Origin of the sequence: Psychromarinibacter sediminicola (assembly GCF_029168335.1) — a bacterium.
GTDB classification, from domain to species: Bacteria; Pseudomonadota; Alphaproteobacteria; order Rhodobacterales; family Rhodobacteraceae; genus Psychromarinibacter; species Psychromarinibacter sediminicola.
Map to the genome: position 1 here is coordinate 1 of NZ_JARGYC010000087.1, position 17385 is coordinate 17385.

A 17385-nucleotide genomic window follows, 5' to 3' on the forward strand; every position below is an offset into this window, starting at 1 on the left:
GGACCCGACGTTCGCATCTGCGAGCGACCCGCCTTCCAGCCCCGGCGACAGGAATAACGTCCTTCCAACCCGACTTCTTCAGCAGCCTGTTAAGCCCTCAGAGCCGGACAATTACTATGGCAGGCTGAACCTTGTCCCGTCCGATCTGATGACGGACATGCAGACTGCCAAGATCGTCATCACCAACTATCATGCATTCAAACTCCGGGAGAAGGTGGTCCTGGCCAAGGGCACGCGGGCGGCGCTGTCCGGACACGGCGACGGGCCGCAGACGCTCGAGACCGAAGGACAGATGCTTGCCCGCGTGATGCCCGAACTGATGTCCTGCGGGCCGATCACAGTGATCAATGACGAGGCGCATCACTGCTATCGGGAACGTCCTGACGCGGAGCAGGAGAAGTTGACCGGCGATGCGAAGAAAGAGGCAGAAGAGAACAGCGAAGCTGCAAGGCTCTGGATCTCCGGCCTCGAGGCGGCCAAGCGCCATCTGGGTATCCGGACTGTCTATGATCTATCCGCGACACCCTTTTTTCTTTCCGGTTCCGGGTGGGTGGAGGGCACGCTCTTTCCCTGGGTTGCCAGCGACTTTTCTCTCATGGACGCCATCGAATGCGGGATCGTGAAGCTGCCTCGTGTCCCGGTCGCCGACAACGTCGCAGGTCAGCCAGAACCACTCTATCGCAACCTCTGGAAGGCCATCGGGAAAAAGATGCCGAAGAAGGCGCGCGGCGAAAAGAAGCCTGACCCTCTTAAGCTGCCGCTGGAACTACAGACCGCCATCGACGCGCTTTACGGCCACTACGAGAAGACCTACCGAGAATGGGAAAAGGCGGAGGTCGGCATTCCTCCGGTTTTCATCGTGGTCTGCAACAACACCACAAATTCAGAACTCGTCCGTGACTACATTGCAGGGTTCGAACGTGAGGACGAGAACGGAGTCATCGACACCGTTCAGGGTCGCTGTTCGCTCTTTCGTAACTACGCCGACGGCGGCGAGCGCCTCGACCGGCCGCGCACGATCCTGATCGATAGCTCCGCCATCGAATCCGGCGGCGAGGTCGACAAGGGCTTCCGCGAGGCCCATGCCGCCGAGATTGAGGCCTTTCGCCGCGAAAAGGCCGCGCGCGGCGAAGGCCTGGACCAGATCGACGAGTCCGAAATCCTGCGCGAGGTGATGAACACCGTCGGCAAGAAAGGGAAGCTCGGCGAACAGGTGCGCTGCGTTGTGTCCGTCTCCATGTTGACCGAAGGCTGGGACGCCAACAACGTCACCCACATTCTGGGCCTGCGAGCTTTCGGCACGCGGCTTATCTGCGAACAGGTCGTCGGTCGTGCCCTGCGTCGCCTGTCCTACGACGTGAACGAAGAGGGGCTCTTCACCACCGAATACGCCGACATCATGGGCATCGACGGGCTCAACTTCTCTGACGGCCCTCGCGTCGCGCCGCCCACGCCGCCGCGCGAGGTCGTGCAGGTTCGTGCCGTCTCGCCGGAGCGCGACCACCTCGAGATCGTTTTCCCACGGGTCCAGGGTTACCGAACGGACCTGCCGAACGACACGCTTGCCGTCGATTTCTCCAAGGTCGAACCCTACGAGCTGACCCCGGCCAAGGCCGGAGCGACCGAGGTCACCATGCAGGGCATCGTCGGGGAACCAGCCCACATCACGCTCGAGCATCTTGGCCAGATGCGACCGTCCGAGATCGCGACCAAGATCGCCTCGCACCTGGTCATGCACAAGCTCCGCGACGCGGGCGAGGCACCGAAGACCCACCTCTTCCCGCGCGCCAAACGCATCGTGCGCCAGTGGCTCGACAGTGACCGCCTGATCCTCACGGGCGGCACGCAGAAGGCGCAGCTGACCTACAAGCAGATCGCCGACGAGGTCTGCGATACGATCCTTCACGCCCTCACGGTCGGTCGCGAGGGCGATGCCGTCATTCGTGCCGTTCTGGAGCCCTACAGCCCCACCAGGTCGACCATGGACGTGTCCTTCAACACCTCTAAGGCCACGCGGTTCTGGCCACGTCCTGACCGGTCGCACATCAACTGGATCGTTACCGACAGTGACTGGGAGGCGAAGCTCGCGAAGGTGATCGAGGACCATCCGATGACCCGCGCCTACGTCAAGAATCACAATCTTGGCTTCGAAATTCCCTATCTCGTAGAGGGCGAACCCAAACATTACCGACCCGATTTCCTGATCGCGCTGGACACGCCCGAACCCACCACCCTGATCATCGAGGCAAAGGGCTTCCGCGATGCCAAGGACCGGCTGAAGGCTGAGACCACGCGCCACCAGTGGGTGCCAAGCGTCAACACGCTTGGCCGCTACGGCCGCTGGGCCTATGCCGAACTCCTCGACCCCTACCGCTACGCCGAAGATCTCGACCGGCTGATTGGACAGACCGTCGGAGAGCCTGCATGACGGACATCAAGTTCGGCCGCCTCGAAGATCTTCCCCTGCGCGAGGCCTGGAAGCATGAAGCTCTCCAGTTCACCCCCTGGTTGGCGGAGAACATCGAGCACCTGTCCGAGGTCATCGGCATCCCGCTCGAGCTCACCGGGACCGAGGTTGCGGTCGAGAGCTTCACTGCCGACATCCTCGCCCGCAACCCGATGGACGACAGCGTGGTGCTGATTGAGAACCAGTTGGAGACGACCGATCACACTCATCTGGGCCAGATCATGACCTATCTCGCCGGACTAGAGGCGCACACCGTCGTCTGGATCGCCCCCGCCTTCCGCGAGCCGCATCTATCCGCCATCCGCTGGCTCAACGAACACACCGCCGACGGGTTCTCCTTCTTCGCCATCAAGACGCGTGTCGTCCGGATCGGAGACAGCCCCTTTGCGCCTATCTTCGAAGTGGTCGAGAAACCGAACGACTGGGATCGCCGCCTCACCCGGAAGTCCCGTGAAGTAAAGCAAGACAGCGATCTGGGTGAACGTCGTGAGGCATTCTGGAGCGCCTATCTCGAAAAGCATCCCGAAGCTGCCGACTGGGGCCTGAAACCCTGCCGCGCCTCTTCGACCTGGATGGCGATCGACGGCCTGGGCGAACCAGCGATGCTCTCGATCTGGATCGGACAGAACAAGAGCGGGGTTTTCCTGCGCGGTGCACGGGGTGAACCTTGGGAGCCGCTGGCCGCGATACTCGAACCCTACGCAGAACGCCTCGAAAACGAGTTGGGCGCCCTCTTCCCCGGCGGCCGACATGGCTTTCTCGGAGCTGAAACCGATTTGAACTATCACGATCCGAAACAGAGGAACGCCTTGATCGACTGGTTCGAAAACAAACGCAAGGCCTTTCAGGCTGCAATGGCACGGATCGCAGAGGCCGAAAAATGACCGACAAGAAAACCCCCATCGACCCCATCACCCACGACGACCAACGCGTGAACATCCCCACGCCGGAACTCGCGCCGATGATGGATCCGGACGATGCCCGGCCGATCAAGGTCGCCTACAAGCAGCGCAACCCGGATCTCGATCCGCAGCTGATCTGGCGCGGCAAGGACATCGACCAGACCGAGATCACAGTCGATGTGCCGCCGATCTACCTGCAGGAACAGGTTCACCCCAAGGCGATCATCGAGGATCTGAGGGCAGGGGGCAAACGCAACGGTGAGGGCGGCGGCGTGGACCTCTTCGACCATTTCGGCATCACCGATGACGACCGCGAGGCGGAGATCGAGTTCTACCGACACCACCGCAAGTGGTCGAACCGGATGATCCTGGGCGACGGGTTGCAGGTGATGGCGAGCCTGGCCGAGCGCGAGGGGCTCAAGGGGCAGGTGCAGGCGATCTATATCGACCCGCCTTATGGCATCAAGTTCAACTCCAACTTCCAGTGGTCCACCACCTCGCGCGATGTGAAAGACGGCAAGCTGGAGCATCTGACCCGCGAGCCCGAGCAGGTGAAGGCCTTTCGCGACACCTGGCGCGACGGCATCCATTCCTACCTGCAATACCTGCGCGACCGTCTGGTCGTGGCGCGGGAGCTGCTGACCGAGAGCGGGTCGTGCTTCGTTCAGATCGGCGACGAGAACGTCCACCGGGTGCGGGCGCTGATGGATGAGGTGTTTGGCGAGGAGAATTTCGTCAACACGATTATCTTCAAAAAGAAGAGCGCCACCTACGTCACAGAGAGCGTCTTCGACGAAATAATCTGGTATTGCAAGAATCGGGAAAAGCTCAAAGTCCGGCCGTTGTTCGATGAGCGGAAAGACCCAGAAGGCGAGAGCAAGTTCAATACAGTCATCACTGAACCAATGGTGCTGAACAACGTATCGCGGCTGAAACAATCAGAAATCGATAACCTCATTGAAACAGGTGGCCGATGGGCGCGGGTCAACTATCCTATTGTCAGTCAACACCCGAGCGAGACACGAAGCGGCAACTACAATTTCCAAGGTTCAAGCAAGATATGCGGTACAAACAAGCAATGGCGCTTCAGCATCGAAGAATGGCTACCAAGGATCGAAAGATCAGGTCGAATTTTCGACGGCGGCGGCAAGTCACTTGGTGGCGTGGCCTTCTGGGATGACTGGAATCAAGTTGCGATGTCCAACATCTGGACCGACATGCACGGGGAGAAATTCCCGGTCTATGTCGTTCAAACTTCCATACTCGCCGTTCAGCGCTGCCTCCTCATGACCACCGATCCCGGGGACCTCGTGCTCGATCCCACGTGCGGGTCCGGGAGTACCGCCCATGTCGCCGAGCAGTGGGGGCGGCGCTGGATCACCATCGATACCTCCCGCGTGGCGCTGGCGCTGGCCCGCGCGCGGATCATGGGGGCGAAATACCCCTGGTACCTGCTCAAGGACTCCGCCGAGGGGCAGAAGAAGGAGGCCGAACTCACCCGCTCCGCCCCCTCGACGGTCGACACCTACAACGACATCCGCCACGGCTTCGTCTACCAGCACGTGCCGCACATCACGCTGAAAAGTATCGCCAACAACACCGAGATCGACACGATCTGGGAGCAGATGCAGCCCGCAGTCGAAGAGGCCCGTGCCGCGCTCAACGCCGCCCTGCAGAACCACCCCGTGCCCTTCCAGGTCGAGACTGGCGGTCGCAAGGGCAAGAAGATCGACTTCACCGCGTCCGGCGAGGTCGAACTGCCCAGCGGAGAGATGGCCCCGGCGAACGGCTTCATGGAGTGGGAGATCCCGCGCGAGGCCCCCGACGGCTGGCCCGACACGGCCAAGGCAGCGCTGCACGCCTTCTGGGAGGCCCGCATCGCCCGCCAGAAAGAGATCGACGCCAGCATCGCCGCCAAGGCCGATCACGAATACCTCTACGACAAGCCCTATGAAGACAAGAAGCGCGTCCGCGTCGCAGGCCCCTTCACCGTCGAAAGCCTCTCGCCCCACCGCACGCAGGCGGTCAACGAACATGGCGAGCTGATCGACGAGGCCGACGCCGCCGCTGGGCGCCGCGGGGCAGGGGAGCAGGAGGCCGAGAACTACCGCACCGCGATCCTGGAAAACCTCGCCAAGGCCGGAGTGCAGCAGGCCGGGCGCGAGGATCGGATCGACTTCACCTCGCTGTCGGCCTGGCCCGGCGAATGGCTCGCCGCCGAGGGCCGCTACATGGAGGGCGAGACCGAGCGCCGCGCCGGCATCCTCATCGGCCCCGAATACGGCACCCTTCAGCGCGCCGACCTCGTTGCCGCCGCGCGTGAGGCCGCGGATGCAGGTTTCGACCTGGTGATCGCCTGCGCCTTCAACTTCGACGCCCACACGGCCGAGTTCCAAAAGCTGGGGCGCATCACCGTCCTGCAAGCCCGGATGAACGCCGACCTGCACATGTCGGGCGACCTGAAGGCGGGCGGCGGCAACCTCTTTGTGGTCTTCGGCGAGCCCGACATCGAGATCGTCGAAGAGGGCGACCGCCTGCGCGTGCGCCTTCTGGGCGTCGACATCTTCCGCCCCGCCACGGGCGAGGTGTCGTCCTCGGACCCCGAGGACATTGCCTGCTGGTTCATCGACACCGACTACGACGAGCAGAGCTTCTTCGTCCGCCACGCCTATTTCCCGGGGGCGGAGATTCCCTACAAGCAGCTCAAGACGACGCTGAAGGCCGAAGTCGACGAGGATGCCTGGGAGAGCCTGAAGCGGACGGAATCCCGGGTCTTCGCTCGGCCGAATTCGGGACGGATCGCGGTGAAGGTGATCAACCACCTCGGGGACGAGGTGATGAAGGTGATCGGAATATGAGCATGGAATACGTTTTGGAGCGGCAGTTGGCCGTGGCTTATGGCTATCCATCGACAACAGGCAGCCGACCGAAATTCGTCGTCAAAGCGGGTTCGACCGCTGTGAAGAACGGATCCCCCAATGTGAAGCGGAAGAACTGGCTTACGGACGAATTGGTCCGCAAGGGCATTCTCGCGCCCGATCCTCGAAACTCAAGTCTGTGGGTCTTCCAGCAGGACCACGAATTCTCGAACGCATCGGCTGCCGTAGATGTCGTCAACGACGGCAATCTCAGTGCTCCGCAATACTGGAAAAACACGACCACAGGCAGATCTTTGAAGGAGGATCTCGCGGCCATTCCATGACCTTCCGCATCGCCGACACTTTCTCTGACGCGCTGACCAAGCTGTCCGGCCAGGAACAGAAGGTCGCGAAGACCACGGCCTTTGACGCGCAGATGAACCCAGACCACCCCGGCCTCCAGATGCACCGGGTCGACCGGGCAAAGGACCCGCATTTCTGGACCGCGCGGGTGAACCGCGACGTCCGGCTTGTCCTGCACAAGAAGGACGGGGCCACGCTGCTCGCCTGGGTCGGTCACCATGACGACGCCTATCGCTGGGCCGAGCGACGCCGGATCGACGTCCACCCAAGGACAGGTGCGGCGCAGATCGTAGAAATCCGCGAGACCGTCGAAGACGTGATCATCCAGCGCTACGTCGAGGAGGCCGTGAAGAAGCCCCGTCTTTTCGCCGACGAGGACGACGACACGCTGCTGTCATGGGGCGTGCCGGAGGACTGGCTGGACACGGTGCGCGATGCCACCGAGGACACGGTGCTGGATATTGCCGGCCACCTCCCGACGGAGGCTGGCGAGGCACTGTTGCAGGCGGCAACGGGAGAACGACCGGTCCCTGCGCCGCACGCCGAAGACCCATACGAACACCCCGATGCTGCGCGTCGCTTCCGCCTCACGACTACGGAAGCCGATCTTGCCGCCGCTCTCGAGGCGCCTTGGGAGAGATGGGCCGTCTGGCTGCACCCGGCGCAGAAGGAATTCGTGGACCGGGACTTCAATGGCCCGGCCCGAGTGATCGGCTCGGCTGGGACCGGCAAGACGGTTGTCGCCCTGCACCGGGCGGCCCGTTTGGCCCGCGAGGATGCCGAGGCGCGCATCTTGCTCACCACCTTCAACCGGCGGCTGGCAGATGGCCTTTCGGCGAAGCTGCACATGTTGCTGCCCGACCAGACGGTTCGAGACCGCGTCACGACCCGTGCACTGGGGCCTCTGGCGCACGATCTCTACATCGAAGCCTTTGGCTCGGTCGAAGAGGCGACACCCGATGATGTCGGCGAGGCACTGGTCGACGCCGCCGCAGCGGCAGATGTGAGCGTGGAGCCTGGCTTCCTGCGGGACGAATGGCGTCTCGTTGTGGATGCCTGGGCGGTGGCCGATCGCGATGCATACCGAGACCTGCCGCGCCTGGGCCGGCTCACGCGCATGGCGGCGTCGCGCCGGGATGCGCTGTGGGACGTCTTCGCCGATGCGCGCGCCTCGCTGGAGCGACAGGGCAAGCGAACCCGCGCCCAGATGCTCCACGCTCTCGCGGTGCATTATCGTGGAGGTGCGACACGACCGTTTACCCATGCGGTTGTGGACGAGGCACAGGACATTTCTGTGCCGGAACTGCATTTTCTGGCCGCCATCGCTGGAGATCGGCCGAACGGCCTATTTTTCGCTGGTGACATCGGCCAGCGGATTTTCCGCGCGCCATTCCCCTGGAAGGCCGCCGGAGTAGATGTGCGGGGACGCTCGCGCAGCCTGAAGGTCAACTACCGCACGTCGCAGCAGATTCGTAGCCAGTCCGACCGACTGCTGCCCCCTAGCTTGACCGAGACAGACGGCAACGAGGATCGGCGCACCGGCGTCGTGTCACTGTTTGACGGCCCGGCGCCCGATATCGCCGAATTCCCCGATGCTGATTCAGAGATCAAAGCTGTTGCCGCTTGGCTTGCCGGCTTGGGTGAGGAGGGTGTCAGAGGGACGGAGATTGCGCTCTTGGTTCGCAGTGAGGACGAGATTCCTCGTGCCAAGGCTGTCGAGGACACCTTCCGATCGCTGACCGGCCGCGATGCTGTACCGGAGGTCCGTGTCATGCACGAAGCGAAGGGGGCCGAGTATCGTGCTGTCGCAGTCATGGCATGCGACGAAGATGTGATACCCAAAGAGGACCGCCTTCTCGAAGCGCGCGATGAGGCGATGATCGAGGAAATCATGGCAACGGAACGCCATCTTCTTTATGTCGCTACCACCCGCGCAAGGGAGCGTTTGTGGGTCTCGGGCGCAGGCCGCGTGTCTGAATTCCTTGAAGACCTCGTTTAGAACCAGCGGCCTGGAAATTTCCTAAGGCAGGCGCATATCCGGAAAATGTGCTCTCATTGACTGCGGTCGCGCTGCTCTTTTGGCTATTTTCTTAGCTCGATTATTTCCTCGGCTCTTGTGTGCTTGTGGGTGACCAGGACCACCTGCGAGACCTGGTCTGTCAGACGACGGAGGGCTTGCGCCGTGTATTCGGCCCGGTCGTCGTCCATGGCGGCGTCGACTTCGTCGGCCAGGAAGACCGAGAAGACCTTGTTGGTGAGGATCTGACCGAGAGCGATCCGGACGGAGAGGTTCGCCACGGCCTTCCCGCTGCCGGAGAGCGTGTTGATCTTCTGGCCATCGACCATGATCTCGAAGTCCTCGCTGACCTCGATCATAGATCGTTCACCGCCCGTCATCTGGCCGAGGAGGAAAGAGGCCATCTTGTTCAGCGACGGCAGCAGGACGGTCTTCACCTGGACCTTCAGCTCCTTGATGATCTCGCGAGCCTTCAGGAAGTCCTCCGACCGCTGCTGTAGGTCCGCGACCTCCTCCATCTTCTGCTCGTAGACGGAGCTGTCCCGCTTGTAGCGATCCAGATCCCGCTCGTAGTCGCGAGCCAGCTGGAGCTGCGCGGTGAGCTGCTCCAGCTCCTCGGCTGAGCCCTCGAGCTCCTCGAACCGGGCCTGCTTCTCGGCCAGCTGAGCGTTGTACTGGTCGTAGGCCTCCTTCTGGCGCTGGTACGCGGCCAGCGCCGCCTGGTAGGCCTCCACCTGTTTGATCTGCTCCGTGACATCCGGCAGCTCGTCCAGCGTGGCCTCGGCCTCCGAGATCGCCTGCTTCAGACCAGCGATCTTCTCGTCGTTACCGAGGCGACGGCGGTGCTCCGTGATCTCCTGGCGGCTGATCGCCGGCGGCTCGGTCTCGGCCACGTTCTCGAGGTCACCAAGGTCGGCCACCGGCCACTGGTGCTCGCACTTCGGGCACTCGTGGTAGCCCCGAGCCAGCAGCTTCTGCTTCTGCTTCCAAGCCTCAACGGCATCCCATTGCGTCTCGAGGGCGTCGAGCTCTTCAGACGAGTACTCTTCGGGTTCGAGACCCCGCAGGTCAGCGCGCAGCTTGGCCAGGTTACGCTCGACGGTCTTCCGGTACTCCTGAACCTGTTCCAGGTCCTCGAGGCTCTGCTCGACAGTACAGGGTTCGGGCTCGACCGGCGCTTCCGGCGCCTGTGCCAGGAAGCCGCGGAGCTGGTTTTGTTCCCCCACCCGGGCCTGGGCATCCTGCCGCTTCGGCTCCAGCTCCTCGCTGGAGACGTAGCCTTCCGGCTGTTCCGGTTCGACCGGCTCTACCAGGGAGCGGCTGACGGCCTCAGCCTCACGCTTCAGGGCGTTGCCTTCGGTGCCGGCCAGAGAGATCAGGCTGTCGAGCGTGTCCAGGCCGACGGTGCGATCCACCATCGCCTTGCGCGCCGACGGGGTCATGTCCGACAGGGCTTCCACGTTGCCCTGGTTGCAGGCATTCGCCACGTCGAACACGGTCAGGTCGTACCCGAGTGCGTTCTGGATCGCCTCATTCACCGGCTTGGTCCCGGAGGCGAGATCAGCGCCGTCCCGCGTCAGAGTGGCTTTGGCCGCCTTGCGAACGACGCTGTACGAGGAGCCGTTGACGTCGAAATCGAGCTCGACGTGCAGCTTCTTGTAGTCGGCCGCCTCACCGCGGAGCGCCTTCGAACCGAACAGCGCGTAGCGGATCATCTCGACGATCAGCGACTTGCCGCTCTCGTTCGGGCCGATGATGCCAGTGACGCCCCGCGAGAAGTCGAAGGTACGATCGTGGTGGGTGAAGCAGTTGTCGAGGTACAGCCGCTTAAGCATTGGAGAACTCCTCCAGCAGACGGTCCTTGCAGCTCAGCCCCTCGAGCGCGCCGCCGAGGAGGCTGCGCAGATCGAGGCTCTCGAACTCGGATGTGTCGATCTCGACGCCGTCTTCGTCTTCGTCGGTCACCCGCTTGGCGGTGAGCGAGAGACAGTCGACGTTCTCAGGCAGCGTCTCGCCTTCCTTGAGCAGGACGCGGACGTTCAGGTTCGTGGTGTCGAACTTCTCGAGCTCGTCCAGCGTCGTCGTGACGTACAGCCAGCCAGTGTCGTCCTCGGCGTGGGTGTAGGGCTGCATCGAACCCGTCACCGTGATGTCGACCCCATGGCGCTTCTCCTGCCGCGGCAGGTGGTCATGGCCGGAGACAGCCGTGGTGATGTTCTTCGCGGCCAGGAGCTTCGTCGGGATGACGTTGTGACCGCCATGGTCGACGATGTCCCAGTGACCGAACACAGCATCCAGCTGGTCGGGCAGCTCGGCCACCAGCTCCTCGGTCGGCTGGAACAGGCTGTAGGGGACGAAGCCGTATCTGTTCAGGACACGCGGTCGATCACGCACGACGATGATGTTCGAAATGCGGGAGACCAGCGCCTCGAACAGATCGAAGGACGAAGCGCGGTCAGCATCGCGTGACATGTCGTGGTTGCCAATCAAGACCACGTAGGTCGTGGCCGGGTTCAGCTCAGCGGCCTGGATGTAGGCGTTCGCCGCGGCGAGCACGATCTCCGGGCTCACGATCCGGGTATCGAACAGATCGCCCATGTTGACATGGAACTGCGTATCGACCTCGGTCAGGGACTCGCAGAAGTCGCGCCACTGCATCTCCTCGCGCTCGCCGACGCGGTGCAGCGGGACACCGGTCTTGAACTTGCGGCCGAGATGCGGGTCGCCAAGGGTCGTGACATCATCCATTAGGAACTCTCCAAAACGCTGGAACTGATGCGGAGGTTTTGTTGTGGGAGCCGTGTCGCCTCGATGAGCCGAACCTCGTGATGCAAGCTCTGGTCATCGGGCTGCGTGAAACCACGGCCCGGTAAACGAAACGATCAGTGTGAGTGAAGAAAAGGGCCCAGCCTGCCGTGGTTACGGCAGCTTGAAGGTCACCACACCCCAGTCGTTGCCGTTGTGGTGGATGTCGTCGAAGTGGATCTCCACGTCGACCATCTGGTTCAGCTTGTCGGCCTCGGCACAGGCCTGGTAGAAGTCCGTCCACTCCGAGAAGTTGGTCTTCGACGAGTTGAACGCGATCCGCGAGCCGGCCTCGAACTTGTTGTCCTTGTCGATGACGATGTCTTCCGCCAGATGGATCAGGACGTCGACCGACATGTAGGGCTCGCCACCGCCAGCGCCGCGGGCCCGGACGAGAGCGTCGTGCCAGCTGCCGCCCTTGTCGCAGCTCACGCCGTCGTAGGTCGAGAGATAGGTGGCCGGGTTGCCGAACCGAAGCGTGTGCTTCAGCGCGAAGCCCTTGTCCTCGGTCATGTCGATCTGGGCCTTGAACGGCTCGGTGTAGTGCTTGCGCGTCTTGCCGAACCGCAGGCCGAACTCGTCGACCTTCAGGAAGGGAACCGCATTCGGGATGACGCTGGTCTGCGCCAGGGCCGTCGCCATCGAGGGCTTCTGGAAGGTGGTCACCTGACCACCCGTGCCGACGTGGCCCTCGATCAGTTCGCCCCCTTGGGGCTGGTCATCGGCCGGCATCTTCTCGGCGTTGGACTGGGCTTGCTTGACCGCTTCGTTGATATCCATGAGGATGTGCTCGTAGTCACAGTTACAGTTGCATCCCTTAGGACGCGGGGGAGCGTTGCCGCCCTCCCCCGCACCTGACAGGGAGGATCACCGGCCTGACGACCGATGGGCGACTTTTGGTCGATTTTGAATTGAGATCAGCCGCTATTGCCGTAAATGAAATCAGCCATCTTTAATGTCGGGGCTGGTGTGGTCTCTGACTCCTTCTGTCTTGTCTTGAACTTTATCCGCTCCTTCGAGGGATCGACATCGCTGGCCAGCTTCGACTTCCTCTCGACGATCTCGAAGATCTTCTGGTCCACGCTGTTCTCGTATTCCATCACGGTGATCAGCACCGGCGTCTCCCGTTTGCCGCGGACGGCGCGCCGGTAGGCCTGGACGAAGTTGCTGTCCATGTAGTCGAGGCTCATGAAGACGATCTGGTCGACGTGGCCCCAGTTGTAGCCGATGCCGGCCGTGGCCGCGGAAGCGATGACGATATCGATCTCGCCATCCTGGAACTGTTCGTCGATCTGCGCGCGGCGTGCTGCGGAGATGCGGCCGTCGATCACGCCGACCTTGAAGCCCATCTTCTCGCACATCTCGGCCACCCGGTCGTGCTGCGCGGTGAGCGCGGAGAAGATGACCAGTGGTTTGCCAGTGCGCTTGTGGTCCTCGAGGTGGATGCGCAGGCGCTCCTCCTTGCCCGTCTCCTTGATGGTGTCGAGCGGTGGGCCGAACTCCTGCGGGTGCTCCATCAGCTGCCGGCACCGGATCAGGTTCACGCCTGGCATCGTGCCGTCAAGCCAGCTGTCCTCGAGCTCGAGGATCGCTTCCTCCTCGAATTCGTCGTACCAATCGCGCTGCCGCGGCTCCATCTCGCAGGTCTCGTGCTGGATGATCTTCGCCTCGGGGCCGTAGGCTTCCTCGAACGTGTGTCGGATCGCCATCCGGCCGAAGATCTTGCCGACCCGCTGCGGGTCGCGCCAGGCGACGACACGGCCGTAGCTGTCCTCGATCGCGTGCGCCATCAGGAAGCCGTCGTGGCCGCCGATGTAATTGCCCGGCTCGCAGAGCTCGATCAGCGGGTAGGCCGAATCCAGGCGCCCGTCGATGATCGTCCCGGTCATGGCCACGAGATAGGTCGTGCGCTGCATGAAGGTGTAGAGGCTCTGGGTCCGGTTCGAGCCGTCGCTCTTGAAGCCCAGGTGCCACTCGTCGCCGACCAGCATGTCGATTTCAGGATGGCACTCGACGAGGTAGTGCCACTCTCGAGCGAAGCAGTCGAAGCCCATCAGGAAGCATTTGCCGTCGCTCTCCATGAGCTTCTTACGCTTGGCCGGGGTGCCGTCGACGATCACCACGTCCTCGGGTGCGAACTCGGACCAGTCCAGGAGCTCGTTCCGGTTCTTCGTCAGGAGCGACTTCGGCATCGTCCAGATCGTCCGGACGCCGTCCTCTTTCCAGCGATAGTAGATGTAGACGCAGGTGGGGGCAGTCTTGCCGGTGCCGGGGTCGGAAAAGTTTCCGCATCGGGCACGCGAATAGTAGAACGTCAGGTCAACGACCTGGTAGTCTCTCAGCTCCATAATATCCTCTCGGATAGATAAGGGGTTACTTCTTCGAGCGCTCTTTGATCATGCGCTGCCTTCTCTCTTCACGACTTTCCAGCGGAGCATCCAGGTCCTCACGACGGGAATATCTCCTCAGGAGCAGAGCCCCGAGGTTCTCGAAAGGAAGCATCAAGAGGTCTTCGAGCGAGAAGTCCCGGATGTTCGTCTCGATCTTCTGGACTGGAGGCCGAATAACCATCCCAGGCTGACCGGTGATGATGACCGTTCGAGGGATGTACTCCGCCATCTGGCCCAGAGTGTCGACAACCTTCTGCTCCTTGGTCGTGGCCTGGACTAGGGCGAGCGGCTGGACATTGGTTCTCGTCAGTTCCTTCTGGAGTTCTGCTGGTTCCGTCATCCAGATCGGCTTGACGACCCTTTTGATCGGCGAGCTCATGCGAGAAAGCGTCGTCAGGTAGAGGCGCAGATCGTCGTCTGGGTCCTCCACGAAGAAGATGTTCTGGCCTGAGGGATGGGGGACCGGCATCATGGCCCGAACGAGAGGATCATCACTGATCTTCGTCCAGTTCTCCCAGTGTACGCGGTCAGGGATCGGCGCCGCAGCCGGTACGAGATGATTGCACATCCCACCCCGGGCCCTGAACGGCACCTTAGCCTTTAACCCTACGAAGTTGGTTCCAGAGCGCCCCTGAATGAGCCAAGCTACAGATCCATCCCAGTGAAGCCCGTAGTGCTCAACCTCCTGCGACATCGGTTTCCTCTGGGCCGTTAGCAGCAACGTAAAGCGCGGCCAACTGGCCTTCGCGCGAGGCCTCGTCTGCCATCAGGAACAAACAGTCAAGGGCTTGCTCGTCGCCGCGCCGGCGGTGCGCCGAAACCAGGGTCCAGTAGTCCTGCAAGTCGTTTACGACTGTCATTCGGGCTCCTTAAGCAATTCGATGCGTGGACCGGGAGTGTATGACGAGATGCCCACCGATACCAGTCGCTCGAGTTCGTTGACCTTCGACAGGGTCCCTACTTATTTAATCTCGACCCGGCTTAGATATCACAAATCTTCTCGCCATTTTTCCGCGGTCATCCGGAGCCAGCTGGGCAGGAGCGGTTTCAAGGTTGGCGAAAGATCCTCAACGGCGGCGCGACGGATCAGATTTAGGACCTGTTTGTCATCCCGGCTCAGAGCGCGTTTCGGCCAGGCCCCCTTGATGCCATCCACCGCCTGCGCGAAGCCCTCGGTCCACGCACGGAAGCGCACCGGGGGCAGGTCTCGGACCCTTCCGCCGATTTCGCCGAGGATCACAGCCTCGTTCAGCGCGTCGTAACGCAACATCAGGATGTCGAGGATGCGTTGAATCGAACCGTGGCCCTTCACCTCAATCCCCTCCATCAGCGGCGTAAGCCATTCATTTGGGGATGCGAATTCCGGGGCGATCAGCACGGCGGTCAGGTAGCCATCAATCTGATCCGGATTGAGCGGGCTGCCTTTGAGCAACTTGGCCAACTCGCCCGGTCGCTCAGCCTCGATTTCAAGTGGCTCGTAATCTTCGTTGTCCCACTCCGGTTCATCGTCGAGTTCTCCCATTGCGCGCGCCGCTGCCACCTCCAGCGTTTGCTCGAGAATATCTTCGAAGACCGGTATTTTCTTGATCTCTCGACCAGCCTCCAGCGCCTGGGCGACAACGGCAAAGCTCTTCCATGCGTCAGGCCGGGCGCTGCTGTCGTGGCGCAGGATCAGCGCCGATCGGGCGAAGAATCTTGCCCATCGATCACGCCTTTCCCCGAGATGCCCCGCGACGATCTTCTTTGCGCGGGCAGCGGTCGACGCCGCTTCAAGGGCTGCCATCAGAGTGGCGTCAGAGACAAACCAGCTGCTGGAGATGTCATGCTCTGAGAACCAGTCCCGGCTCTTGCCGATCAATCGGCCACGGCGAGCATCTGACAGAGCCGCAAGCTCTCCATCCGGATCTGCCGCCGCAAGAAGGGCTGCAAGCCCCTCGGTTTGTGGCGCCACATCGCCAATGCCGAACATCGGCGCGACATCCAGGAAGCCCGGCGCTGCCACCGAACCGCGCGTCAGCCCGTCGCCAAGGGCGACGCCAATGGCGGGGGCGAGGTAGGAAGGCGACACGTCATGCATCGTCATCGCCTGCTCAATTCGCTCGACGATGGATTTCTGATCAGCTCTGCTGGAACAAGGAATGACGTAAGCGTCCTTTATCCCGTGGCCTTCCTTGATCATTGCTGCGGCCACTGCGCGCGTGCTTCCACGGCTACAGACGCCCATTATGCTTTGCGAGCCGGTGCCGTCGGGAAGCGACGTCATCACCCGATGAAGCTGCCACGGTTGCGGGACGTTTCCACCTGATGGCTCCCGACGCAGCGCAGTCTCGATCGTTGTATCGAGCGCCTTGCCGTCTGGCAGCCAGTTGCGGATCAGGATGAGGTCGGACAGCAGTGCGGCATCCACATGTGCGCTTTCCGCAAGCAGCCCGAACCCGGCGATGGCGGCATCGCGCATCTCCGCAACCGGATCGAGCAAAAAGTACCGCCCTGCGGCAATCATACGTTGATCGCCTTGCCCGATCATCTGCGCCAGAAATGAGGCCGTCACCTGAGCCGGCATGGCTCCCACAACTTCGCGGAGCCCGGTATAGGTCTCAAAAGGCGTCGAGCCATCCGGGACAAGCGCTTCCGCCAGGCCCGCGACATCCGGAAGCTCGGTTATCTCGTCCCCCGCATGACCCTCAAGGGCGTCGGGTGCCATGCGCAACCGGTTGGGGGGTGTGAGACCGGCGCGGAGGTAAGCCTGGCAAAGTCCGAAGCAGGTCTCGGCGTCAAGCTCGCCTCGCTTTGTCCGTTCTACCCAGCCCGCAGCAAGGGTCTGGAAGAACTCGTTCGCCCCGGGCTCCTCATTCTCATGGTTCATTCGCGCCTCGTCCAAGATCCGCGACATAAGGGTAAGGCAATCGTCGGTATGCTCCATTTCAGCATCTGACAGCGTGTCGACGAGTTCCAGAACCGCTTCCGGATCATGTGAAAAAGACGCCGCCCATCGATCCGCCCACAACAGCGTTCCTTCTGGATCACCAGTGGTTGGCCGATCCATAAGACAGGTGCCGGCTAATTCAGTCACAAATACCCCGCTTTTTGCACTTGCCCACCGCGTCAATGGCTGTAGCAAGCTACCATTCTGAGAACAGGCTAACATCGGCGAGTGGTGTCCGGAAGTCGGCTTCGATCGAAGAGCGTGAGAATTCGAATGGCTTGACTTTGGCGCGTGCGTCGAATGTCTCATTCGACCAGCCGCGGCGCAGCATTCTGCCCCACCGGTGAATAGCAGGATTGGGCCGTCCCCTTCCGTTTTCTCTGCCCCGTCGAACGTCCGCAAAGCGGCGCTACGCAGTACACCCGAAGGGACTGATATCGGCGGTTCAAAGCGTCTGATTCAAATCAATAGGTGTGCGAAAAGTGTGCGGCCGGAAGGGCATTTCCTGGCCCTCGTGACCGAGTTGTCCGATACCCAAACGCAGAGATTGCGGTGTCTTGAGCTAGTCACACGTGAAGAATGGGCAAGCGATTGAGAACGTGTGGTTTTGGCTGCATTTGCAGTATCCGTTTTCGCAAGGTTTCCCGGCTTTTGGTG

Annotated in this window: 11 protein-coding genes and 1 pseudogene; 5 read left to right on the plus strand and 7 right to left on the minus strand. The window is 61.9% G+C overall.

Features of this window, described 5'->3' with window-relative positions; genetic code table 11:
* Positions 1-94 precede the first annotated feature (94 nt).
* The 5 genes and pseudogenes from P1J78_RS21475 to P1J78_RS21495 form a co-directional block, all read left to right on the plus strand.
* Positions 95-2428, plus strand: a pseudogene (locus P1J78_RS21475) (BPTD_3080 family restriction endonuclease); the annotation flags it as partial.
* Positions 2425-3351: a hypothetical protein gene (locus tag P1J78_RS21480; RefSeq protein ID WP_275569437.1), complete on the plus strand. Its 927-nt coding sequence runs from the start codon at positions 2425-2427 to the stop codon at positions 3349-3351. The pseudogene P1J78_RS21475 and the gene P1J78_RS21480, both read left to right, overlap by 4 nt.
* Positions 3348-6227 carry a site-specific DNA-methyltransferase gene (locus tag P1J78_RS21485; RefSeq protein ID WP_275569438.1) on the plus strand — a complete coding sequence of 960 codons (2880 nt, stop codon included), beginning with the start codon at positions 3348-3350 and terminating at the stop codon, positions 6225-6227. Before P1J78_RS21480 ends, P1J78_RS21485 begins: the two co-directional genes overlap by 4 nt.
* On the plus strand, positions 6224-6571 hold the full coding sequence (locus P1J78_RS21490; RefSeq protein ID WP_275569439.1) for a DUF4357 domain-containing protein: 348 nt from the start codon (positions 6224-6226) through the stop codon (positions 6569-6571). Before P1J78_RS21485 ends, P1J78_RS21490 begins: the two co-directional genes overlap by 4 nt.
* A complete protein-coding gene (locus tag P1J78_RS21495; protein ID WP_275569440.1) occupies positions 6568-8589 on the plus strand; it encodes a UvrD-helicase domain-containing protein in 2022 nt (673 codons plus the stop codon). Before P1J78_RS21490 ends, P1J78_RS21495 begins: the two co-directional genes overlap by 4 nt.
* Before the next feature lie 83 nt (positions 8590-8672).
* Here the strand turns inward: P1J78_RS21495 and P1J78_RS21500 are convergent, their stop codons facing one another.
* The 7 genes from P1J78_RS21500 to P1J78_RS21530 all read right to left on the minus strand — a co-directional run bounded on the left by P1J78_RS21500 (position 8673) and on the right by P1J78_RS21530 (position 16848).
* Entirely contained in the window at positions 8673-10442 is a 1770-nt protein-coding gene (locus tag P1J78_RS21500; RefSeq protein ID WP_275569441.1) for an ATP-binding protein, read from the minus strand.
* Entirely contained in the window at positions 10435-11355 is a 921-nt protein-coding gene (locus tag P1J78_RS21505; RefSeq protein WP_275569442.1) for a metallophosphoesterase, read from the minus strand. The genes P1J78_RS21500 and P1J78_RS21505 overlap by 8 nt, the downstream gene beginning before the upstream one ends.
* 171 nt (positions 11356-11526) lie before the next feature.
* Positions 11527-12192: a hypothetical protein gene (locus P1J78_RS21510; RefSeq protein ID WP_275569443.1), complete on the minus strand. Its 666-nt coding sequence runs from the start codon at positions 12190-12192 to the stop codon at positions 11527-11529.
* A gap of 137 nt (positions 12193-12329) precedes the next feature.
* Positions 12330-13760 carry a helicase-related protein gene (locus P1J78_RS21515; RefSeq protein WP_275569444.1) on the minus strand — a complete coding sequence of 477 codons (1431 nt, stop codon included), beginning with the start codon at positions 13758-13760 and terminating at the stop codon, positions 12330-12332.
* 25 nt (positions 13761-13785) lie between these two features.
* Complete coding sequence (locus tag P1J78_RS21520) at positions 13786-14496, minus strand: hypothetical protein (RefSeq protein ID WP_275569445.1); 711 nt, start codon at positions 14494-14496, stop codon at positions 13786-13788.
* Positions 14480-14662, minus strand: a complete 183-nt coding sequence (locus P1J78_RS21525; protein ID WP_275569446.1) for a hypothetical protein — start codon at positions 14660-14662, stop codon at positions 14480-14482. Before P1J78_RS21525 ends, P1J78_RS21520 begins: the two co-directional genes overlap by 17 nt.
* A gap of 128 nt (positions 14663-14790) precedes the next feature.
* A complete protein-coding gene (locus tag P1J78_RS21530) occupies positions 14791-16848 on the minus strand; it encodes a Y4lR C-terminal helical domain-containing protein (RefSeq protein ID WP_275569447.1) in 2058 nt (685 codons plus the stop codon).
* Between the last annotated feature and the right edge of the window lie 537 nt (positions 16849-17385).